General features: G+C 35.1%; 26 protein-coding genes. 8 read left to right on the top strand and 18 right to left on the bottom strand.

Features of this window, described 5'->3' with window-relative positions; genetic code table 11:
- Window positions 1-6: 6 nt before the first annotated feature.
- From ACY2RU_RS08715 to ACY2RU_RS08760, 10 genes are all read right to left on the bottom strand, one after another.
- Entirely contained in the window at window positions 7-996 is a 990-nt protein-coding gene (locus tag ACY2RU_RS08715) for an NAD(P)-dependent oxidoreductase (RefSeq protein ID WP_490138054.1), read from the bottom strand.
- On the bottom strand, window positions 996-1,637 hold the full coding sequence (locus ACY2RU_RS08720) for a hypothetical protein (RefSeq protein WP_490138055.1): 642 nt from the start codon (window positions 1,635-1,637) through the stop codon (window positions 996-998). Before ACY2RU_RS08720 ends, ACY2RU_RS08715 begins: the two co-directional genes overlap by 1 nt.
- 27 nt (window positions 1,638-1,664) lie before the next feature.
- Window positions 1,665-2,102 carry a hypothetical protein gene (locus tag ACY2RU_RS08725; protein ID WP_490138056.1) on the bottom strand — a complete coding sequence of 146 codons (438 nt, stop codon included), beginning with the start codon at window positions 2,100-2,102 and terminating at the stop codon, window positions 1,665-1,667.
- 16 nt (window positions 2,103-2,118) lie between these two features.
- Complete coding sequence (locus ACY2RU_RS08730; RefSeq protein WP_490138057.1) at window positions 2,119-2,556, bottom strand: hypothetical protein; 438 nt, start codon at window positions 2,554-2,556, stop codon at window positions 2,119-2,121.
- Window positions 2,557-2,780: 224 nt separating this feature from the next.
- Window positions 2,781-4,151, bottom strand: a complete 1,371-nt coding sequence (locus ACY2RU_RS08735; protein ID WP_490138058.1) for an MBL fold metallo-hydrolase RNA specificity domain-containing protein — start codon at window positions 4,149-4,151, stop codon at window positions 2,781-2,783.
- Window positions 4,144-4,989, bottom strand: a complete 846-nt coding sequence (locus ACY2RU_RS08740) for an ATP cone domain-containing protein (protein ID WP_490138059.1) — start codon at window positions 4,987-4,989, stop codon at window positions 4,144-4,146. Before ACY2RU_RS08740 ends, ACY2RU_RS08735 begins: the two co-directional genes overlap by 8 nt.
- Before the next feature lie 4 nt (window positions 4,990-4,993).
- The gene (locus tag ACY2RU_RS08745; protein ID WP_490138060.1) at window positions 4,994-5,845 is read right to left on the bottom strand and encodes a universal stress protein; all 852 of its coding nucleotides are present in this window, start codon (window positions 5,843-5,845) and stop codon (window positions 4,994-4,996) included.
- A gap of 68 nt (window positions 5,846-5,913) precedes the next feature.
- The gene (locus tag ACY2RU_RS08750; RefSeq protein WP_490138061.1) at window positions 5,914-6,762 is read right to left on the bottom strand and encodes a universal stress protein; all 849 of its coding nucleotides are present in this window, start codon (window positions 6,760-6,762) and stop codon (window positions 5,914-5,916) included.
- Window positions 6,763-6,776: 14 nt separating this feature from the next.
- The gene (locus tag ACY2RU_RS08755; protein WP_490138062.1) at window positions 6,777-7,625 is read right to left on the bottom strand and encodes a universal stress protein; all 849 of its coding nucleotides are present in this window, start codon (window positions 7,623-7,625) and stop codon (window positions 6,777-6,779) included.
- 11 nt (window positions 7,626-7,636) lie between these two features.
- Window positions 7,637-8,485: a universal stress protein gene (locus ACY2RU_RS08760; protein WP_490138063.1), complete on the bottom strand. Its 849-nt coding sequence runs from the start codon at window positions 8,483-8,485 to the stop codon at window positions 7,637-7,639.
- Between the two features lie 135 nt (window positions 8,486-8,620).
- Here ACY2RU_RS08760 and ACY2RU_RS08765 point away from each other — a divergent pair, with 135 nt between their 5' ends.
- A complete protein-coding gene (locus ACY2RU_RS08765; protein WP_490138064.1) occupies window positions 8,621-8,839 on the top strand; it encodes a hypothetical protein in 219 nt (72 codons plus the stop codon).
- Window positions 8,840-8,842: 3 nt separating this feature from the next.
- Here ACY2RU_RS08765 and ACY2RU_RS08770 read toward each other — a convergent pair whose 3' ends face one another.
- The 3 genes from ACY2RU_RS08770 to ACY2RU_RS08780 all read right to left on the bottom strand — a co-directional run bounded on the left by ACY2RU_RS08770 (window position 8,843) and on the right by ACY2RU_RS08780 (window position 12,312).
- Entirely contained in the window at window positions 8,843-9,679 is an 837-nt protein-coding gene (locus tag ACY2RU_RS08770) for a universal stress protein (protein WP_490138065.1), read from the bottom strand.
- A gap of 69 nt (window positions 9,680-9,748) precedes the next feature.
- Window positions 9,749-10,798 carry a response regulator gene (locus tag ACY2RU_RS08775; RefSeq protein WP_490138066.1) on the bottom strand — a complete coding sequence of 350 codons (1,050 nt, stop codon included), beginning with the start codon at window positions 10,796-10,798 and terminating at the stop codon, window positions 9,749-9,751.
- On the bottom strand, window positions 10,795-12,312 hold the full coding sequence (locus ACY2RU_RS08780; RefSeq protein ID WP_490138067.1) for a sensor histidine kinase: 1,518 nt from the start codon (window positions 12,310-12,312) through the stop codon (window positions 10,795-10,797). The genes ACY2RU_RS08775 and ACY2RU_RS08780 overlap by 4 nt, the downstream gene beginning before the upstream one ends.
- A gap of 90 nt (window positions 12,313-12,402) precedes the next feature.
- Here ACY2RU_RS08780 and ACY2RU_RS08785 point away from each other — a divergent pair, with 90 nt between their 5' ends.
- From ACY2RU_RS08785 to ACY2RU_RS08815, 7 genes are read left to right on the top strand one after another with little or no spacing between them, the layout of a single operon-like run.
- Window positions 12,403-12,810 carry a hypothetical protein gene (locus ACY2RU_RS08785; protein ID WP_490138068.1) on the top strand — a complete coding sequence of 136 codons (408 nt, stop codon included), beginning with the start codon at window positions 12,403-12,405 and terminating at the stop codon, window positions 12,808-12,810.
- A 10-nt stretch (window positions 12,811-12,820) separates the two neighbouring features.
- Window positions 12,821-13,720: an RsiV family protein gene (locus ACY2RU_RS08790; RefSeq protein WP_490138069.1), complete on the top strand. Its 900-nt coding sequence runs from the start codon at window positions 12,821-12,823 to the stop codon at window positions 13,718-13,720.
- A gap of 1 nt (window position 13,721) precedes the next feature.
- The gene (locus ACY2RU_RS08795; protein ID WP_490138070.1) at window positions 13,722-14,303 is read left to right on the top strand and encodes a DUF998 domain-containing protein; all 582 of its coding nucleotides are present in this window, start codon (window positions 13,722-13,724) and stop codon (window positions 14,301-14,303) included.
- A gap of 51 nt (window positions 14,304-14,354) precedes the next feature.
- Window positions 14,355-14,651, top strand: a complete 297-nt coding sequence (gene trxA, locus ACY2RU_RS08800) for a thioredoxin (RefSeq protein WP_490138071.1) — start codon at window positions 14,355-14,357, stop codon at window positions 14,649-14,651.
- 1 nt (window position 14,652) lies between these two features.
- The gene (gene deoC, locus ACY2RU_RS08805) at window positions 14,653-15,315 is read left to right on the top strand and encodes a deoxyribose-phosphate aldolase (RefSeq protein WP_490138072.1); all 663 of its coding nucleotides are present in this window, start codon (window positions 14,653-14,655) and stop codon (window positions 15,313-15,315) included.
- Window positions 15,312-16,013 carry a purine-nucleoside phosphorylase gene (gene deoD / locus ACY2RU_RS08810; protein WP_490138073.1) on the top strand — a complete coding sequence of 234 codons (702 nt, stop codon included), beginning with the start codon at window positions 15,312-15,314 and terminating at the stop codon, window positions 16,011-16,013. The genes deoC and deoD overlap by 4 nt, the downstream gene beginning before the upstream one ends.
- Window positions 16,014-16,019: 6 nt before the next feature.
- A complete protein-coding gene (locus ACY2RU_RS08815) occupies window positions 16,020-16,424 on the top strand; it encodes an OsmC family protein (protein ID WP_490138074.1) in 405 nt (134 codons plus the stop codon).
- 21 nt (window positions 16,425-16,445) lie between these two features.
- Here ACY2RU_RS08815 and ACY2RU_RS08820 read toward each other — a convergent pair whose 3' ends face one another.
- The 5 genes from ACY2RU_RS08820 to ACY2RU_RS08840 form a co-directional block, all read right to left on the bottom strand.
- Window positions 16,446-17,279, bottom strand: a complete 834-nt coding sequence (locus tag ACY2RU_RS08820) for a universal stress protein (protein WP_490138075.1) — start codon at window positions 17,277-17,279, stop codon at window positions 16,446-16,448.
- Window positions 17,280-17,591, bottom strand: a complete 312-nt coding sequence (gene hpf / locus ACY2RU_RS08825; RefSeq protein WP_490138076.1) for a ribosome hibernation-promoting factor, HPF/YfiA family — start codon at window positions 17,589-17,591, stop codon at window positions 17,280-17,282.
- Window positions 17,592-17,669: 78 nt separating this feature from the next.
- Window positions 17,670-18,572: a mechanosensitive ion channel family protein gene (locus ACY2RU_RS08830; protein ID WP_490138077.1), complete on the bottom strand. Its 903-nt coding sequence runs from the start codon at window positions 18,570-18,572 to the stop codon at window positions 17,670-17,672.
- Window positions 18,573-18,710: 138 nt separating this feature from the next.
- Complete coding sequence (locus ACY2RU_RS08835) at window positions 18,711-19,220, bottom strand: hypothetical protein (protein ID WP_490138078.1); 510 nt, start codon at window positions 19,218-19,220, stop codon at window positions 18,711-18,713.
- Window positions 19,221-19,254: 34 nt separating this feature from the next.
- Window positions 19,255-19,836 (bottom strand): hypothetical protein, encoded by a 582-nt coding sequence (locus ACY2RU_RS08840; protein ID WP_490138079.1) that lies wholly within the window; start codon window positions 19,834-19,836, stop codon window positions 19,255-19,257.
- Window positions 19,837-19,865: the final 29 nt, after the last annotated feature.

Below are 19,865 nucleotides of genomic sequence, written 5' to 3' on the forward strand. Positions count from 1 at the left end.
AAATAATTAAGACAGCTCGTTTATAGCATGTTTTCCACTATCCCAGGCATTTAAATTTTCGAAAGTTGCCATAGCAATATTTTCTAAAGCTTCTTTGGTTGCAAAGGCTTGGTGCGGGGTCACTAAAGTCTTATTATGACATAAAAGTTCGTGAAGAATAGGATCCTTTGGTGGATCTGTAGAACGGTCGTAAAAGAAAATACCATGCTCATGTTCATATACGTCCGTGGCATAACCGCTAACGAGATTCTTATCTAATGCTTTTAAAATTGCATCTGTTTTAACGATTGCTCCCCTCGCTACATTTACGATCACAGGATTTTTTTTAAGAGAACTCAAATAATCCTCATCGAAGAGATGGTGTGTAGTCGCTGTAAGTGGCAAGCAAATAAAAATGACTTCGGCTTCCATAGCAATTGAGTCTTTTGAAATATACTCTACGTTAAAATCCTTGATCAAAATTTCATTACTGATTGTATCATTAGCTAAAATAGTACATCCAAAACCATGCAGCATTTTTACAAGTTCAGTTCCTATGTTGCCCGTACCTAGAACTCCAACTGTTTTTTTGTGTAAATCGAAGCCAATTAAATTGTCTAGCAAAAAATTATGTTGAAGAATCTGAATTTGTGCTGTAGTGATATGTCTATTGAATGAAAGAAATAACGCCATGGCATGCTCAGCCACCGCATTCGGAGAATATCTTGGTGTGTTAGCCACTTTAAGTTTTAACTTACGTGCTACCTTTAAATTAATATTATCATGACCAGCAGAACGCAATGTGATATACCGAACTCCAAAGTCACGTAACTTTTCTAATACGATAGGAGAGGCATCATCAGCAGAAAAAATTGATATGGCATCATAATTCAATGCCAGCATCGCTGTTTCCGAGGTGAGTCTTTCTTTGGTGAATTCTAGTTTGTGTTTTCCAGAATTTGATGCTTTTAGTAATGGAATTTCAAATGGTTTTGCGCTATAGATAAATACCTTCATTATTCGAGTAATAGTAATTTATTTTCTTTTAAGGTTTTGAATAATACAGAGATATAACTATTGATGTTCCTGTTTATTTTATCTGCATCTACGACTTCTATTTCTCCGCGCCATAGCAATTCTCGTTCTTTTCCTGGGCAAATGCAATAAAGAGAAGTTTCTGTAGTGTATACTTGGTATTGTTCCTTCCCTTCTTTAAAATACAGATGCTGATTTCCATAGTAGTAATCTTCAAATGTTTGATAGCTCTTCGCGAAATTTCGGTATGCATCTACCATAGTGACTCTACTTTCTTGATCGGTAATCTTTGTTACGAGAATGGCATCAAATCCCGCTTCGAGTAATCTATTCTCAATTCCGTTAAGGTCTTCTAGAGATTGTTTATTATTAGAAAATGCCGATTCGAAAAAATCCATACTTTTTACAGCAATAACGTCTTCCTTCTCTAAGGCATCTATCATTCGCTTTTCATAGGATCGACGAACTTCTTTATTTCCAGAGATACCAACTACTAGCACCTTATTGGCTTCAAAATTGATCGTATCCGGGTTTTTATACTGTTGTGTTATCTTTGTAGTCCCACATCCCAGCATGAGGATAGAGAGTAATAGAACGGAACTAAATACAATAGAATTTTTCATAAGGTTGCTTTTGTTAATAGGTACCATTTACTTGGCTAGCCTTTCTGGATGCTTATTTTTCATTATTTTCTTTAATTCATCAAAAAGTGATGTCTTCGTTTCTCGATATGCACTAGTATAACGATTTACATCTAATTTGAGGTAGTAATGAGCCTCTTCGTAGGCCTTTTTTATTCTTGGATCACTTTGAGTGTCAAATAGTTTTTCTACCATATTGCGATGGTCTTTAACACGGTCTATTAGATCCTTTAGACTCTTCTCTTCTTTTAACAAACTACTAACTATAGGCAGCGAAGTATCATAAACCTTTGATGCGATCAAAGGAATAGTATAATCTGTAATGAGTTCGTTCAAGAAAAGTTGCTCATCTCTTATAAATTCTAATTGAGACAACCAAAGCACACACTCCTCGTGCAATTCTTCTGGTGTGCTCCACTGTATTATTTTATAGGTTATATTTTTCATGTTGAGCTGATCCTGATCAGGAAAGTTTTTTTTGTTTACTCTTTTTCATTATTTCTGAAAGCATTTCAAAAATGGCTCGCTTTGTCTTTTTAACATCTGAATGAAAATCCATTTCTTCCAAAATAATTTTGTAATGTTCATCCTTGTACATTTTCACTTCTCCCGGAACCTCTTTATTGTCTAACAATATTTGAAGCTTATTACTATGAGCCTCTAATTCTTTAAGTAATTTCTTTAACCTTTTAGTATGACCAGTTAGTTGATTAAAAATCGTCTTACTTTCTTCGGAAGATTTTCCGGAGATAAGTTCTAGTGTATGCTCGGCTACCAAGTCTGTTAAAAACTGAAGCTCATCCTTTAAAAACTTCAGATCTGAAAGTGATCTCATTGTATCTTCGTGAAGTCCCTTCGGGTCACGCCATTCAATATACGTGAAATGGGTTGTAGTTTTCATAGTAGATTTATTTATGAAAGGTAGCGTTCGTCTTTAAAAGTGACACGCTGCCTTAAAATTAAAAATTAGACATTCTTAAGAGTGTGAAATTAACTGACATTCAGCAAATAAGAAATGATAAATATCAGTTTCTATTGCTAAATGGAACGCTCAGTTTGTGGCTGTAATTCTATTTCCGAAGTTTATACAAACTGAGTGTATAAACGACCTAATAGCTATGAGCTTTATAAAGTTATTTCGACAACTTCATTTAGTTTAGGAATAGTAACATGCCATGAAAAACTGTCTTGGATTTTAACTCTAAGCGTTTGTAAAGCTGTTGGCTCACCGTGTATCAAAAAGGTGTTTTCAGGAATATTTTTTATTTCACTTAACCAATCTAAAATTCCAGCTTGATCGGCATGTGCCGAAAGGCTTTCTAAATGATCTACCTGAGCTTTTACGGGATAATATCTACCAAAGAACTTTAGTTCATGTGCGCCTTCCAGCAATTGCCGCCCGCGGGTTCCTTCGGCTTGAAAACCAACCAACAAAACCGTTGTTGTTGGCTCATCAATTAACTGCTTTAAATACGTAAGTACTCTCCCTCCTGTTATCATTCCGCTACCCGCAATCACTATTTTGGGACGTGGGTCGTCTATTGTTTCCCATGTTTCTTTATACGAACTAATAATATTCATACGTTGTTTCATCGCGCTAAATTCAGCTAGCGGAATTTTATGCCATGATGCAAATCGTTCAAAAACGCCTAATACGTTATTCCCCATAGGACTATCAATAAATATTGGGAGTTTTGGAATACGGCGCTCATTGTACAATTTCCAAAGAATAAACATTAAAGTTTGAAGTCGTTCTACCGCAAATGATGGAATAATCAAACTTCCTCGATTGTGTACAGTACGGTTTATAAGCTCAACTAGCTTATCAGACACACTTTCCTGTGGATGCAGCTTATTTCCATACGTGCTTTCCATAAATAAATAATCTGCCCACTGAGGTCGCTCTGGTGGAAATAACAGCAAATCATCATGTCGCCCAATATCCCCAGAAAAAACAAAGGTCTTACCAAAGATCTCTAGCTCGATAAAGGTGGCTCCTATGATATGGCCGTTATATCTAAAGCGATATTTAATATTTTCGGTTAGTGTATGCCATTGATCTTTTTCACTTGGAGCAAACATTTTAATAGTTCTTTCTGCATCCTCAATAGTATAGAATGGAAGCGCAGGATGGTGCTTACTATAGCTTTCTTCATTGGCTCGTTTTGCGTCTTCTTCGTTAATTTTAGCACTATCTAACAAAATGATCTTGGTGATCTCTAAGGTTGGAGCTGTACCAATAATACTCCCTCTAAAACCCTGTTTTACTAATCGTGGCAAATAACCTGTATGATCTAAGTGGCCATGTGTTAACAAGACCGTGTCTATACTTGCAACATGAAAGGGCAATTCCTTCCAGTTTTGTTCTCTAAGCTCTTTTAAGCCTTGAAACATTCCGCAGTCAATAAGAAGGTTATGTTCAGGGGTTTCCAATAAGAACTTAGAACCTGTTACCGTTCCGGAAGCTCCTAAAAAATGGATTTTTATTTTATTCATGATGTTGAGGATTACAAAGCATTGAAATTTCGGAAAGGATCTTTGGTTTTCTGACTTCAGAAATACCCAAATGATCTAGATAAAATACATCTTGCAATAATTGGCGGCAGAGCACAATGTCCCGACTCAATAAAAATTGCTTTTCTCTATTTGTAAGCAGGGTTGAAACAGTGATGGGATACAATCCTAATCGGTCAATACGATCTTTAAGTCCGTTGTCTTTGGGATAATCCCAACTTAACAGAAACAGTCCTACACATTTTCCGTAGGTAATTGCATCTGTAGTAAAACGCGTATTGGTAACAACCCAGCCTTCATTTGGGCAATTCGGTGAATTTTTATACTGGGTCACCACGTCGTTGTACCTTGAGTTGATATACAAGGGTACTTTTACATTACAGGTTGTGGTTTTTTCATTGTGAAACTTACATTCTGCCATTATGTGCTGTCCGTTTTTAACAGCCATAACATCAATCTCATGAGCAACACATTTTCCTTGAACGACTTTTCCAACTTCTACCTTGAATCCTGAGTATTCCATTAGGGCTCCAATAAATTTTTCAAAAGGAAAACCGGTTGGCCCCAATTCATAGATCGCTTTTTTTAGTTTGTATTTGGAAGCATAAATTGATTTGCTTTTTTTTAGTAAGGCAAATGCTCGATTATAAATTTCCTTGGTTGAAATACCTTGGTATAATTCGTCACGAACCACATTTAGAATGTTATCGACCGTTAATTCATCGGCGCCGCTTCTATATAAGCTGTTTCTTAACTTTGAAATAGAAAAATCAACTTTTTCTCCTGACGATTTGATTACTTTAAACGTTTTATCATTCATAGTTTTAGTTACGTAAATCGTGTAAGGCAAGAACTGGTACTTTGGCATTATTCCCTAGGTTCTTAACCATCGGATTTGAAAATATGGAACTAAAAAAGCCGTGCTTTTTATTTATAAAAGCAATCATTTCGCTATTTCGGCTTTCAATAAAAGCGTTCAATCCGGCTTGTACATTCGTATCCTCTTGGAAATGAAAAGTATATATAAGTCCGTCAAAACACTCTTCCAAAAGTTCTCTTTTCTCCTTTTGAATTGTAGAAAGTGCTTCTTCCTTCCCTACGTGCAGAATGCGGATTGGCGCGTTGGTTATTTTAGCAATTTCATATAAGTGAATCAGCTCTTTGCGTTTAAAATGTGTTTTAAAGCTTGTTGGAAATACAATTTCGTTGGGTTCCTTAAAGGTTGTTTCTGAAGGGATCATAAAGACAGGACAGTTACGTACCTTTTCCATAAAATCAATGGTATTGCTTCCTATGAGAATATCGATAGCATCTGTTTCTCCTTTATTACTAACTACAACCAGATCAATATCTTTATCTTCAACAAAAGTTTTGACCGCATCTAAAGGAAGTCCGTAAACTGTTTTTGTAAAATAGCTGTGGTTACTAGGAACCATGAGAATTTCGATCCGTTTTAGTAGTTTTTGTAAGCCGAGTTCCGAATTAGATTTTGCATCGTCGTAGTATTTTTCACCTGGCTCTGGGATCATCATATTGTCAATAGAATAATTTTGCACCATAAATGCGTTCAGCAGAAAAAAATCTACTTCTTCATGTTTATACAATTCACTGGCGTATCTAAGCGCATCCCACGCGCTTTTAGAAAAGTCTGTTGGTAAGAGTATCTTCTTTTTCATTTTGATTACTTTATAAGTTGATGTATGTTAAAAGTAATCCACATGTGTGCAACTAACAATGATAAATATCAGTCGCGTGACGGTAAAATCAAAAAGGGAATCTTACTGTATTTGGCAATATTTTTAACGGTAGCCTCTCTAAACAATCGTACAATTGCATTGTGCTTATAATAGATCATTGCCAGCAAATTGATTTTTTCGTTATTGAGAAAAGTATTTATTGCATCGTAATTATCTGAATCATCTGGCAACCAATTACTCTCGGGGTCGCTATCTCTTAAAATATTAAAAAGGTCATGGAAATTGGCTCGCTGGTCTTCGGTCATTTTTTCTCTTTTATAGACATGCAAAACCTTTATGGTAGCATTATTCAAAGATGAAATATAGATCAAAGGTCTTAGCTCACTTTTTAAATAGGCTCGCTTAAAGCCCGTAGCGAAAGCAATATTTTGAATGGGTTTATAAATATAGCCTCCAGGAATAAGTAACAATGGCGCCTTTTTTATCTTCTGTATCATTGAAAGCGCATTACTTCCAACCAAAATATCACTTGATCCAGTATTTCCTTTACTCCCCATAACCACAAAGTGAGCTTGTTCTTTTACAATCAGCTTATTGATGGCGCTAGACAGTGACAAAGAAGTAACTGTGGCTGTATAATGATGATTTTCATTTGGGGCGTTTAAATTTATCTTTTCTATAAGTTTATCACATTTTGCGTCGCTGGTAGTATATAATTCCTCTACAATAGCTTCTGTTTTGCCAATATCAATTCTACTTGTAAGGTTGGTTACTTGATTTTCGAAGGAGTGTAAAATTATAAACTTACAGGGTCCTTCAGCAAATAATTGTGTGGCACAATAAAGTGCTTTATACGCATTTTTAGAGAAGTCTGTAGGTACAATAATAGTTTTCATATCTCTTACTCTTTTTATTGTCTTTCTACGGAAGGAATCACCAAAAATGGAACATTAGTATGATATACAATTTGATTGATAACTGGTCTGAAGAGCAGGTTTTCCAACAGATTATGTTTGTTATGGATCATTACTAAGAAGTTAATTTTGGCATTAATCTGAAATTGAGCAACAGCTTCAACTATATCGACATCTGTTGCAATATGAAAAAGATGTGCGTTGTCTATAAAATAGGCATCTAAAAACGCCTTGGTATCTAGTTGTGCCTCACTTAACGGCGATTCATGATAAGCATTGAGAATATGCAATCTTGAAACATTTGCGTCACATATGTCACGCAACAATGCAAGATATTTGTTTTTTCTATCGACGTTGTAGTCTGTGGGAAATAATATTTCTTTGGGCGTCTCATAATGAAAATTAGAGGGAACCGCTAATACTGGGCACTTCATCTTTTTGATAGCGTACATTGTTTGCGTACCTAGAAAAACTTCTTTGGCTCCTGTAGCTCCTTGAGTCCCCATGATCACAAAGTCAATATTATTGTCGGTTATTAAGTTCTTCATTTCAGCGATCAACATATTAAAAGATGCTGTAGAGACAAAGCTATGATTCTTGTTTGGAAACTCACTGTGTATTCTTTTTTCTAAAGTTTCTAACTTGTTCTCAGCAGTTTCTTGTGCAATTTTCTGTAAAGTTAGAGCCGAATAACTATCTATCATACTGCCCGAACTTACCAGAACGGGTGTGTATGTATGTAATAGGAAAAATTCACAAGTATCTTGCTTAAATAATTGAACAGCATATTTAATAGCATTAAATGCATTTTCCGAAAAATCTGTGGGTAATAAAATACGTTTCATAATAAGTAAGTTTAGTTGCGTTGTAAGTTTTGAAGAACCAAGAATGGAATTTGTATATTTAAACCTATTTTTTCTATAGTAGAGGTATAAAGAATATTCTCTAAATACGAATGACGAGAATTCACCATTACCAACATATCTATTTCATTGTCTTTGATAAACTGATTAATTGCTGCTGTAATATCTTCGCCTTCTAATTGTAAAAAGGTGATCTTATTTTTTGCAAAACTGAATTCTAAAAGCGCCTTGTTATCTTGCTGTCTATTAGATAATTCGTCAAATTTTGACAAATGCAGACAAAATATTGAAGCAGTAAGTCTTTCGGCCATCGTTCCAACTAATTTCAATTCCCGCTGTTTATAGGGAAGCATATAATCTGAAGGAAACAATATCTTTTTAGGCAGGATCTCTTGATAGTTCTCAGGAACGGCTAAAACTGGACAATTCACATACTTTATTACTTGTACTGTATTGCTCCCAAAAGTAACATCCTTGTCGTTTGTAGCTCCTTTAGTTCCCATAACAACTATATCGATATTTTCCTTCTCCACGAGATCATTAACACAATCTACAATGGCACAAAAGGTTGACTTTGTAAAAATAATATGCTTTGGGTTGTGAAAGTGATCAATTAAACGAGTTTTAAATTTTTGAAGTTTAGCATCCGCCTCTTTTTCATTTTCCTTTTTCAGATCTTCGAAAATGGCTCGCTGCATTGATATTTTTTTGCTGTATACCTCATCAGCATATGCATGTGTTATAAATATTTCGCACTTAAAATATTTAAACATTTCTAATGCATATTTCGCTGCATTAAAAGAATTCTCTGAAAAATCTGTTGGGATCGCTATCTTTCTCATCTTCAAGTAATTTTATTTTCAAAAGTAATTGTAAGTCGGTCGCAGAAAAATGATATATATCAGGCCTTTTCAGAAAAAATTTAAGAAATATTTAAAAGTAAAAATGCGAAACAACGTGTACCTTGTAGTTAAAAAATGAAAAATTCTGGCATTCCAATTTTAATAATCACATCGATTATTTTAATAATAACTGTTGTTTTCTCTGGGTTAGACCTTCCTTTTGGATGGGTTTTTTACAGTATGGTTTTAGGGCAGGCGGCTCTTGCTGTTTCAGTATATCGAGTACTTAAAGATGAGTATTACACAACTAAAACATTTAAAGATTTTTATGAAGATAAGCCTATTGCAGATTAATTTTTATTCGTGCAGTACCAAAAAGGGAATATGTACGTGATAACTTATTTTTGCAACCTTTGGTTTAAATAAAATGCGTTCAAAAAAATTGAGATTCTTTGCTATCATGGCGACCATATCTATTTGCATGGTAGAAATAAATAATTGCAAAGCATTCTCTAAATTAGGATGCTCTATTACATGAAAGCTGTGAGGAATTTCACTTAAGTATTCCTTTAAGATGGTTCGGTTGTTATTTTGAAAGTTATCCAATGGTTTTTGGGTCTGGGCCACACGCAGTACTTTAATAGCGGAATTATGCATTTCGGCAATCTCACGTAAGGTATTGATTATTTTATCTCTGTAAAGCAAATTGAAATCTGTAGGAAATCCTATGTTGAGCAGTTCCTTAAAACGTGCCTTCTCTGGAACTACCAAAATAGGGCATTTTACGCGAGTTATGATAGCTCCTGTTTTACTCCCTATGGTCATCTCCTTTAATCCGGAAACGCCTTTAGTTCCCATCACAATAAATTGAATATCGTTTTTAATGAGATATACGCGTACTCCTTCTACAAATGGAGCCTCTAAGATGGACTGTTCAAAGGTGTGTTTCGGATTTGGGTAGTTAACTTTTACTTTTTTGACCCAATCGTGCATTTTTAATTTTATCTCCTTAGAAATTCCTTCCCTCGCAGATAAACCAGCACTGTGAAGTTCTGAATCTTCAAAAGTCTGTAATGAGACTGCTATATGTAAAAAATGAAATGTAAGCTTTTGAGCATGGAAAAACCGCATTGCATAGGCTGTAGCGTTCCAGGCATTCTCAGAAAAATCGGTAGGTATTAATACGCGCTGCATTGTAACTCTTATACAAGCAAATGTATCTAGAGGTTTACTGGTATTCTATGATATAAATCAGTTTGACGCTTATTCAACTTCTTCCAAAGCTTTTAATTGTAGGATCTTAATATTTCTGCCTTCTATTTCAATCAAACCATTTTTTTTGAATTCTGAAAGCGTTCGTATAAGACTTTCGGTCGCGATCCCAGCTACACTGGCTAAATCGCTACGCGAAATTTTAATGGCATCTTCTGTGCGTTTGTTTAAAATACCTGCAAATTGAAGTATGGTTTGAGCAGTTTTTTTTCGTACCGAACTATACGCCATTTGTAATAATTGATCTTTTACTTGAGAAACCGTATTAGTAAGCACATTCATGATCTCTAGCGAAACATTTTGATTATTTTCAAGAATTTTAACTAATTCGCTCTTGCGCAACCCAGCAAGTGCGACGTCCTCAATTGCGGTTGCGGTTTCTTGATACGGAATAGCATCTAAAAACGAAGTGAACCCTAAAAACTCATCAGGCCTATTGAGTGCCACAATTAGTTCCTTGCCATTTTCTTCCATTTTATGACTTTTTACTACCCCTTTAAGAATAAGATAAATGTAATTAGAATGCGCCCCTTCATGATATATAATCTCACCTTTTTGAAAGGAATTTACTTCTCCTGTATCATCAAATAGATTTTTTAATTCGTTTAAATTGCGAATAGATTCGTTATTCTCGTTTTCTTCTGTAGCTACATGAATCGCATTCGATAGAATTTCTGCCTTTGCCAATCTACTCGCTAATGCGCTTAAGAGCTCCTCTTCTTCAAAGGGTTTGGTTAGGTAGTCATCGGCACCTAAATCCATTCCTTTTCGTATTTCCTTATGTTCTGTACGTGCCGATAAGAAAATAAAAGGGATATGGGTTGTGGTTGGTTCCAAAGATAGTGCCTCTAATACACCATATCCATCTACTTCTGGCATCATGATATCGCAGACAACAATATCTGGCAACGCACTTTTAGCTAGTTTAATACCTATACTACCGTTTGCAGCTGTGAGCACAGCATAATTTGCCAACTCTAATAATTCGGCTGTATTCTCGCGCAAAGCGGTATCATCTTCAATTATAAGAACGGTTTTCATAGTGTTTTCTCTTGGCCTAATGGAATGGTGACAGTAAATGTGGTCCCAATATTTTGTTCGCTGTTAAAGGTAATAGTACCCCCCAAATTTTCCAAGTGTGTTTTTACAATATTAAGACCTATACCCGTTCCTTGATCCAGCAGTGCATTTTCTGCCCTAAAATAACGATTAAAAATATATTTCTGCTCCTCTTTTGGGATACCTATACCTTCATCCTGAACAATTAAAACTAAAATATGCTTTTCTTCCTTGGCCTTTATACGAATGGTAGAATTTTCAGAAGAATATTTAATCGCATTGTTGACTAAGTTGGTTAAAATAAGTTCAAGTATTTTTTCATCAAAATCAATAAAGATAGCATCAATTCTTTCAGGATATTCTATGTGCTGTCCTTCCTTAAGTAACATATTAGCATCGTAGATAACTTCATTCACCACCTTACTTAAAGGAAAGTGGGTAAACATATAATTTACCTTGCCACTTTCTAAGCGTTCAATAGATAAGAAGTCGTTTATAATATGATTGAGATATTTTACTTTGCCTTTTATGGTCTTTAAATGTTTTTCCCGCTTTGTATGATCCTCCTCTTTTGGGTATTTTCCAGCGAGTGTGGCAGATGTCATTATTCCACTTAATGGAGTTTTAAATTCGTGAGAGACCAGCGAAAGAAACTTCGTTTTTAATTCGCCTAGTTCCTTTTCTTTATTTAAAGCTTCTTCCAATTGCCTTGTTCTTTCTGTAACCGTTTTTTCAAGCTTTTGGGTATATTTCTCTTGCTCTGTAATATCTAAAATTATGGCAACTAACGTATTCTTATCTCCAGCAACAGATTTCTGAAGATGTACTTCTACCGGATAGGTCGTACCATTTTTACGTTCATGAACAGTATTAAATATAAGCTTATCTGTAACGTTCTTAAGCAAAGGTTCTATTTGATTTAGAAATTGCTCTTTGCTTAAATTGGGTTTAATATGAACCGGTGTCATTGTTCTAAGCTCATCTAATTCATACCCTATGTTTGCCAGGGCGCCTTTGTTTACATCAATAAATTGCAGCGTTTTTGCATCGAAGATATAAATTTCATTAAGCGACTCATTAAATATATTAGCCCAATGTTTTAGTTCTTGTTCGGCTTCTTTTCTTACTGAAATATCAATAATTAGGGCCATGACATAATCAGTTTCATACACTGTAAATGGGTTTAGCCCTGCCTCTACTGGAAATTGAGTGCCGTCTTTGCAAAGACCAAAAAGATCGCGGCCATGACCCATTTGCCGCTTTCCACTCTTACTCATAAAATCACTCACGTGTTTGTGATGATTATGGTGATATGTCTTCGGAATAAGTATATCGAGATGCTGTCCGATCAATTCCTTCTCTTTATAACCAAACATCTCGTTGGCAGAAGTGTTCGTTCCAACAATCACTTGTTCTTTATTAACAATGATAATTCCTTCTGAAACAGCTTCAGAAAGAATTCTAAAGACGTTACTTCCTTTTTTGAAAACTTCCATTGTATAAAGATACGGAATTATGGAACTGATAAATATCATAGTCCAACTCATTTTCTGAAGGTATTTTTACTTCATTAATACCAAAAAGTGATGAGTAAAGTAAATACACCAGAATTGTTATTTTATCAAAAACTTGGAGAACTTTTTTATGCTATTGCAGCATCAGATAAGATCGTTCGAGAAGCTGAATATAAAGCACTCACAAAACTTGTAGAAGAAGAGTGGAAAGTCATGGACGACTACGAAGATGATTTTAAAACCGACGCCGCTTATCAGATCTCAATTGTTTTCGAATGGTTCGATTACGAACGTATGGATGGCAATGATTGTTATGAAAGTTTCGTTGATTACTATAAAGAGCATAAAAATCTTTTTTCAGAAAAAAGAAAAGATCTTATTCTTCAAACCGCTAAGAAGATCGCTTTTGCTTTTCGAGCTGCAAATAAAAGTGAACTTATCATGCTTACTAAGCTTGAACTGCTTTTAAATAAAAAATAAAACCTCAACTATGAGATACATTCTATTACCCCTAATTGTTTTTCTGTTGTTTTCTTGCAAAGACGAAAAAGCAAATACCGATACAACAAAACCTATAGATAATGAGTCGGTTATCAAAAGTGAAGAATCCTTTGAAGATGTGCTACCATTTGATTCTATCTACACTAATAATGATACAGAATTAAACAAAACTAAATCTGTAGTGATTAAGCGGCAAAATCTTATAGACAAAAAGGATGATAAGGTAGAATTAAAAGCATTAGTGATTCAAAAAACCTTTAAAAAGGACGAAGATCTTTACTTGATTGATTTTACCTATCCGTATTTAAACGAAAGTTTAAAACCCTCGTATCATAATTTTAACGAGTATTTAGAAGAAACCTATATGGATCTTGCAGGAGTTGAATCAAGCATCTTAGAGGATAAAGAAACCATTTGTGATACGCTCCGAATTAACAGGTTTAAAGAAAAACGCTTTGTAGATTATAAGGTCTATAATCTCAACGAGAAGCTAATTAGCGTGTTATTCTATAAAGAAAATTATTATTCCGGAACCTTGCACCCCTCCTACACTTTTGATTGTCTCAATTTTGATTTAGAACGTTCTGTATTTATGAATTACGAAGACTTTTTCAATGAAGGCAGTGAAGAAGAAATGACAGAGATTCTTAATGAAGTACTTTCCGAAAAAATGCAGCGAGGTGATATTTATTTTGATTGTTGGGAAATTGAATTTGACGATTTCTTTGAATACAAAGACAATTTTGTGATCAACGATCTGCAAGTAGAATATTACTTCGACGATTGTGTTATTTGTCCGTCATATACAGGAACCTTTTCCGTGGAAATTCCTCTAAAACGCTTACTGCCAATTCTTAAACGATATAGCGAGAATCCGCTCATAATATAAAATGAGACTATACGCTTCCATATATGTTTTAGCTTACATATTGTTGATCACAGTTGCCTTAACCGCTACTCTTTTCAGCGATACTAACATGACCCTTATCGGAAATTCTTTAAGCGAGTTAGGGGCACAACAAACGAGCGAAAACTGGATCATAAATATCTCATTTGCTGCTATGAGCCTGGCTACGCTTATTTATGGCTCTTATATTTTAAAACGTCATTGGATACCCTTTATAGCCTTGTATTTTTTTGGGATCTCCTTCGGAATGACAGCCATATATCAATTAGCAGGTTTCAATAGTTTAATACATTATAACTACACACACGATGCCTTACATTCGCTATTTTCTGTGTTATCAGGTTTTGGGTTTATAGTACTATGTTTAAGTATTTTCACTAAAAATATAGGAAAAACGCCTAAAATACAGACAGCTATAGTCTTGGGATTGACCATTGTATTATCAATTCTTCAATTTAGCTTTCCAGAATATGTTGGACTCTTTCAGCGATTGATGTTCCTAATCTGCTTCGGATGGTTGTTTTACGCACTTACAAGTTATAAATTTGAAAAAATAGAGCCATAGTATTTCAACAAAAAGAAGGAATACCAAAACTAAAAACACAACTCTTGAAAAATGAAAAGTAATTTTAAAACCATAATAAGTTCTGAAACTCCAGTGCTTGTTGACTTTTTTGCTGAATGGTGCGGGCCATGTAAGACCTTGGCGCCAATATTAAAACAAGTAAAAGAAACATTGGGCGACAGCATAAAAATTGTAAAGATCGACGTTGACAAAAACCAACCTCTCTCTGCAGAATATCAAGTTCGCGGTGTCCCCACTATGATCCTTTTTAAGGGTGGAAAGCAAGTTTGGAGACAATCGGGAGTACTCTCAAAAAACGACCTAATAACTATTATAAACTCGAAGTAATTTGACAAATCTGCACACCTATATTGAGCATACAAAGTTAAAGGCTACTACCTCCGTAGATGATATTATCAAGCTTTGTGATGAAGCGAAGCACTACGACTTTTATGGAGTTTGTGTAAATAGCTGTTACGTATATTTGGCTGTAAATGAACTAAAAAACCACCCAGCCAAGGTGATCGCGACCGTTGGATTTCCTTTGGGAGCAACTTCTACAAAAGCAAAAATACAGGAAGCAAGACAGGCGGTTAAAGAAGGTGCAGATGAAATTGATATGGTTATAAACTTGGGCTTCTTAAAATCACAACTCACTAAATCTGTTAGTGAAGAAATTAGAGCCATTAAAAAAACGATAGGTCGCCGAAAGCTTAAGGTGATTATAGAAACTTGTTATCTTGATGCTACGGAAATTGAACTAGTCTGCGAAATTGCACGTATCGCAGGAGCCGATTTCATCAAAACTTCCACCGGATTTGGCAAAAAAGGAGCGCTCTTAAAAGATGTAAGACTGATTCATAAAAAAGTAAAAGACAAAATGGGGATTAAAGCCTCTGGCGGAATTAAAACGGCAAAACAAGCCATTGCATTTATTCAGGCGGGTGCTACACGAATTGGCACCTCAAATGGAGTTGCCATGGTTTACGACCCAGAAAACCACACCAAATGAGCACACATATAGAAGCCAAAAAAGGAGAAATTGCCGAAAATGTATTATTACCAGGCGATCCGATGCGTGCCAAATGGATCGCAGAGAATTTTTTAGACAATCCTAAATTATACAATGATGTACGCGGAATGCTTGGATATACCGGAACGTTTAAAGGTGTGCCTATATCGGTTCAAGGAACAGGAATGGGTATTCCTTCGGCACTTATATATTGCCATGAATTGATCAATGATTACGGAGTTAAAAACCTTATTCGGGTAGGAAGTGCAGGTTCTTATCACAAAGACATTAAACTTCGCGATATTGTGATTGCCATGGCCGCTTCGTCTACTTCAGGAATTAATAATTCGCGATTTATTAATTCCGATTATTCTCCAACTGCCAATTTTGAATTATTTCTAAAAGCAGCTAAATATGCAGAGCAACACAATATTTCAATAAAAGCTGGTAATGTTTTGTCAAGTGACGAATTTTATGAAGATGATCTGGACAGTTATAAGAAATGGGCCGCTTTTGGCATACTTTGCGTTGAAATGGAAGCTGCAGGTTTGTACACAATAGCTGCCAAGCACAATGTAAAAGCCTTAGCAATATTAACGATCTCAGATTCACTGGTGACCAAAGAAGCCACTTCAGCAGATGATCGTGAGACTAGTTTTTCGACCATGATCGATATTGCACTTCACACTTTATTATAAATAACAATGGATTATTCGATCAAGGCAACATCTTTTTCAGAAAAAGAAGGAACAATACATTTAAAAAAAGTAGAGGTTCCCTTCGGAATAACGAGTGAAACTCAAGCTATTCTCTCGAGTCCGGCAGACATATACTTAAGCTCACTAGCGGCTTGTATCCTAAAAAATATTGAACGTTTTTCAGGAATGATGAAATTTCAGTATGACCAGGCCACTATTGAAGTAACAGCAACCCATTTTACCAAGCCCGCGAGGCTAGAAAATATTGTATATCAGGTAATTCTTATTAGCCGAGACGATAAGATCAATCTTGCGCTCTTAAAAAGAAATCTTGAAAAATTTGGAACTATCTACAATATGGTCAAAAAGACAACTACAGTTACTGGAGAGATCATTCATAAAAAAGCATAATTAGACCACTTCGCAGCTTATCTACACTTTAAAAGTCATAATAGGTAGATCGCTATGATTTACAATTGCTTCACCTATGTTTTCTGAAAAGAAATGGGCCAAGCCTCTTCTCCCATGCGTAGGAATTACCACTAGATCTGCCTCGTAAGAATTAGAGAAGCTATAAATACCGTGTTCCAATCGGTAATCGCAATAGTACACTATATTGTCAAATACCTCTGTATTCTCTATCCCACTCTGCAACATAAACTTAAATGCGCGTTCCTCCATCTGTTGGTTGCTTAAAAATTTCTCGGGTGTATTAATAAATACAACCTGAAATTCAGTTCCGAGTTTACCAAAGAACTCCCAAGCCTTTTTAAAAGGTTCTATAAAGTCTAAGTTAAAATCGCACGCAAATACAACTCTTTCCATTTCAAAGTGCTTCATGCTATTTTTTACAACAAGTACAGGAATATCTGAAGTACGCACCACCTTTTCGGTGTTTGACCCTATAAAGACTTCTTTTACACCGCTAGCGCCGTGTGATCCCATAACGATTAGATCGACAGCAAATTCTTGAGCAACTTGGTTGATCTCATGAAATTCTTTATAGTTTTGAACGGTGGTTTCAATTGAAATCCCTTTGAGATAATCGCGATCTAAGAAATCTTCAAATCGCTTTTCAGCTAATTTCATATAATAAATCGCTTCAAACATTTCTTGGGATTCGTTTTTGGTTAAAACGGCTTCCGACAATCCCATCATGTGAAGAACAACCAAAGAAGCATTATGCTTTTTGGCTAAGGTAGCTGCAACTTTTAAGGCATATTCTGAATGTTCAGAAAAATCGATAGGTATAAGTATCTTTTTCATCTAGGAGGATATGTTTTGGTCTGTAAATTTTCCTTTTCGTTTTTTGAGTTGCGTTTCAATGTCGCTTATGGTCTCTTTTACTGCCACTTCAAAATTCTTTTCATTTGAAGTTGCAAATATCTTTGGACCCGGCAGACTTACTTCCATTTCGCAAATATGTCCTTTTTCGGTTGGGTCATTTTCCATTTTGAAAAACACATCAACATTGATCACCCAATCATACTTTTTCGAGATCTTCTGAAGTTTTTTAGTAACGTATTCAGACATGCTATCGCTCGTCTTCATTTTTACAAATTGAATATTGATCGTCATAATTTTTGATTATAAGATTAGCTTAAAATTAAGCATCATTCGGAAAATAAACTATGACAAATATCAGCTCAACTAAAATCACTTACTCATTTTAATCTCAGGAATTTTAATCACTTCAACAGTTGCTGATGCTAGCTGTACCAATCCTTCGGTGTCATTTATCTTATTGTGTATATTGTCGAATAACAAATGCTGAGTAACTCGCCGCTTTTTATAATCTACTATATATCTCAAATTAAATTTTACCCAATTATCGGTTAGTGTAATAGCGAGGGTAGGATCTAAAATGGCATCTTCTACATAAAATTTGTTTACCACTTGTTCCCATTGTTTTTTTGAATCGGCCGTATATTTGCTTAAGACCTCCGAAGCCACAGAAATAACGATCTCTTTCGCTTTATCCATATCAGACTGATACCTTATTAAAATATTCAGTTCGTCCCATATAAATGGAAAATCCTTAGAATAATTATATACAGGACCTTTAAAAACAAAGGCGTTACTGAGTTTAACAATTCGTCCGCTATAATTATCGCTGGTTACCCATTGCCCAATTTCCATCATAGTTGTATAAATACTATCGATGTCAATAACGTCACCTTTAATTCCGTTAATTTCAATTCGGTCTCCGGGTGAATATACTCGAACCAAAAAAATATAGATAGATCCGGCTAAACTCAGAAAGAGTTCTTGAAGGGTTATAGCAATACCCGCTGAAAACAAACCTATTGCTAAGGTAAAGTCCTTGATATTTCCTGTAAAATAAGAAATGGTCAAAATAATGATAAAGAAATATCCAAAAATCTCAATCGCTTTTTGTGCCTTGTATCGAGAAGAGGTCTCGGGCATTTTTTTCTTTAAAAACCTTCGGAAAAATTGAATTACCCCTATTACAAAAACGACCCAGAGTAAATATTTAAAAACACTTGTGGCGGTTGGGTGATTAGAGAACCATTCTTTTAGTAATTCAAAAATATCCATTGTATTTTCTTGTTTGTTTTCGGAAGAGGTGCGCTACCTACCGTTAAATTAGTTTGGAAAACAGTTTTAGTGACTGAAGATAAAGAACTTTAAATTACTGTCAGCAAAATGATCTACAGTTAAAAATAACTGCTATTCTCAATGAATAATTTTTTCGACCTTCTCGATAATAGCATCTGAATAATCGCTCGCATTTTCGAGTATGGATTCTCCAGATAAAGCGTCGATTCCTTCTATTTTATTTGTGCCTTGTCCAGAAGTTGAGAATACGATCAATTTATCCTTCGCTACCTTATGGGCTTCAATAAAATTGCTCACTTCTTGCGGAGGATTTCCGTATTCCCAAGTATGTATGATAATAATGACGTCATATTGATCGAATGATAAGGTAGCTAAATTTGATATATCAAAAACATTTATATAAACACTGTCCTTTTTATACTGATTAATGATATTGGTCACAACGGCTTCCTTAAAGGCACTACCTTGAGTTGCAATAGCAATTTTATTAGGCATTTCTTCTGAATTGACCGAATATGCAGAAATTTCTTCCATCTTATAAGTTGCGCGATACCACATGGCAAAAGCAACTAATAGCAACGCTATTATTCCGAAAAAAACCAGTATGTTTCTAAATTTTGATCCCATTATGTTTATATTTTAGTTGTTTTATACTTCAAAATTAAAGACTGTAAACTTCTAGATGCTGCGATTCATTCGAATTGATCAGCCCATTTTCAAACAATTTTTCTACAATAGTCTGTGCAAAATCATTTACACTAATTGACGTAAGTTGATAATCATAGAAACCAATGCACAAAGAACCCACCAAAGAAGAACCGTTATCATGGAGTTTAAAAACGTTTGTAGTAAAGTGATAAATTTCGAAGTCTCCGAAATAGCCTTCAGCATCAAGTTTTGTGTGTTCGATATCTGTTAAAGCTGAAATAAGCAATCGGCTAAAGCCTTTTTTCGACAAGGATTTAATTAATTTTTCAAGTTCTATTTTAGTTGAATTATCTTGCGTGAGACTCTTCGGGATGTAATCAGAACTATTCTCAGCATGAACACCATGAGCTAGTAATTCTCTTTTCATTTCAACCTCAAAAGAGGTTCTAAATTCGTCTACAGGAGACAAGCAAAGCACCATGGTCTTTCCAATAACCACAGGTTTTTGAAGGTTCAATTCCCCTACTTGAGCTGATTCTTGTACTCCGCAGTTTGCGAATATAACACTCAAAATAAACAACACTAACCATTTCATAGTTTATCCAATTTCCGAGTGTAAAGTAT

This window comes from Ulvibacter sp. 2305UL32-6, from assembly GCF_058148545.1.

Coding starts and splice junctions, on each gene's coding strand:
- ACY2RU_RS08830 (WP_490138077.1), bottom strand. CDS start 18,572: ATGGATATTTTTGAATTACTAAAAGAATGGTTCTCTAATCACCCAACC.
- ACY2RU_RS08795 (WP_490138070.1), top strand. CDS start 13,722: ATGAGACTATACGCTTCCATATATGTTTTAGCTTACATATTGTTGATC.
- ACY2RU_RS08840 (WP_490138079.1), bottom strand. CDS start 19,836: ATGAAATGGTTAGTGTTGTTTATTTTGAGTGTTATATTCGCAAACTGC.
- hpf (WP_490138076.1), bottom strand. CDS start 17,591: ATGACGATCAATATTCAATTTGTAAAAATGAAGACGAGCGATAGCATG.
- ACY2RU_RS08785 (WP_490138068.1), top strand. CDS start 12,403: ATGAGTAAAGTAAATACACCAGAATTGTTATTTTATCAAAAACTTGGA.
- ACY2RU_RS08770 (WP_490138065.1), bottom strand. CDS start 9,679: ATGCAGCGCGTATTAATACCTACCGATTTTTCTGAGAATGCCTGGAAC.
- ACY2RU_RS08765 (WP_490138064.1), top strand. CDS start 8,621: ATGAAAAATTCTGGCATTCCAATTTTAATAATCACATCGATTATTTTA.
- ACY2RU_RS08745 (WP_490138060.1), bottom strand. CDS start 5,845: ATGAAAAAGAAGATACTCTTACCAACAGACTTTTCTAAAAGCGCGTGG.
- deoD (WP_490138073.1), top strand. CDS start 15,312: ATGAGCACACATATAGAAGCCAAAAAAGGAGAAATTGCCGAAAATGTA.
- ACY2RU_RS08735 (WP_490138058.1), bottom strand. CDS start 4,151: ATGAATAAAATAAAAATCCATTTTTTAGGAGCTTCCGGAACGGTAACA.
- ACY2RU_RS08720 (WP_490138055.1), bottom strand. CDS start 1,637: ATGAAAAATTCTATTGTATTTAGTTCCGTTCTATTACTCTCTATCCTC.
- ACY2RU_RS08755 (WP_490138062.1), bottom strand. CDS start 7,625: ATGAAACGTATTTTATTACCCACAGATTTTTCGGAAAATGCATTTAAT.
- ACY2RU_RS08835 (WP_490138078.1), bottom strand. CDS start 19,220: ATGGGATCAAAATTTAGAAACATACTGGTTTTTTTCGGAATAATAGCG.
- ACY2RU_RS08730 (WP_490138057.1), bottom strand. CDS start 2,556: ATGAAAACTACAACCCATTTCACGTATATTGAATGGCGTGACCCGAAG.
- ACY2RU_RS08820 (WP_490138075.1), bottom strand. CDS start 17,279: ATGAAAAAGATACTTATACCTATCGATTTTTCTGAACATTCAGAATAT.
- ACY2RU_RS08750 (WP_490138061.1), bottom strand. CDS start 6,762: ATGAAAACTATTATTGTACCTACAGACTTCTCTAAAAATGCGTATAAA.
- ACY2RU_RS08760 (WP_490138063.1), bottom strand. CDS start 8,485: ATGAGAAAGATAGCGATCCCAACAGATTTTTCAGAGAATTCTTTTAAT.
- ACY2RU_RS08740 (WP_490138059.1), bottom strand. CDS start 4,989: ATGAATGATAAAACGTTTAAAGTAATCAAATCGTCAGGAGAAAAAGTT.
- ACY2RU_RS08790 (WP_490138069.1), top strand. CDS start 12,821: ATGAGATACATTCTATTACCCCTAATTGTTTTTCTGTTGTTTTCTTGC.
- ACY2RU_RS08780 (WP_490138067.1), bottom strand. CDS start 12,312: ATGGAAGTTTTCAAAAAAGGAAGTAACGTCTTTAGAATTCTTTCTGAA.
- ACY2RU_RS08715 (WP_490138054.1), bottom strand. CDS start 996: ATGAAGGTATTTATCTATAGCGCAAAACCATTTGAAATTCCATTACTA.
- ACY2RU_RS08775 (WP_490138066.1), bottom strand. CDS start 10,798: ATGAAAACCGTTCTTATAATTGAAGATGATACCGCTTTGCGCGAGAAT.
- ACY2RU_RS08815 (WP_490138074.1), top strand. CDS start 16,020: ATGGATTATTCGATCAAGGCAACATCTTTTTCAGAAAAAGAAGGAACA.
- ACY2RU_RS08725 (WP_490138056.1), bottom strand. CDS start 2,102: ATGAAAAATATAACCTATAAAATAATACAGTGGAGCACACCAGAAGAA.
- trxA (WP_490138071.1), top strand. CDS start 14,355: ATGAAAAGTAATTTTAAAACCATAATAAGTTCTGAAACTCCAGTGCTT.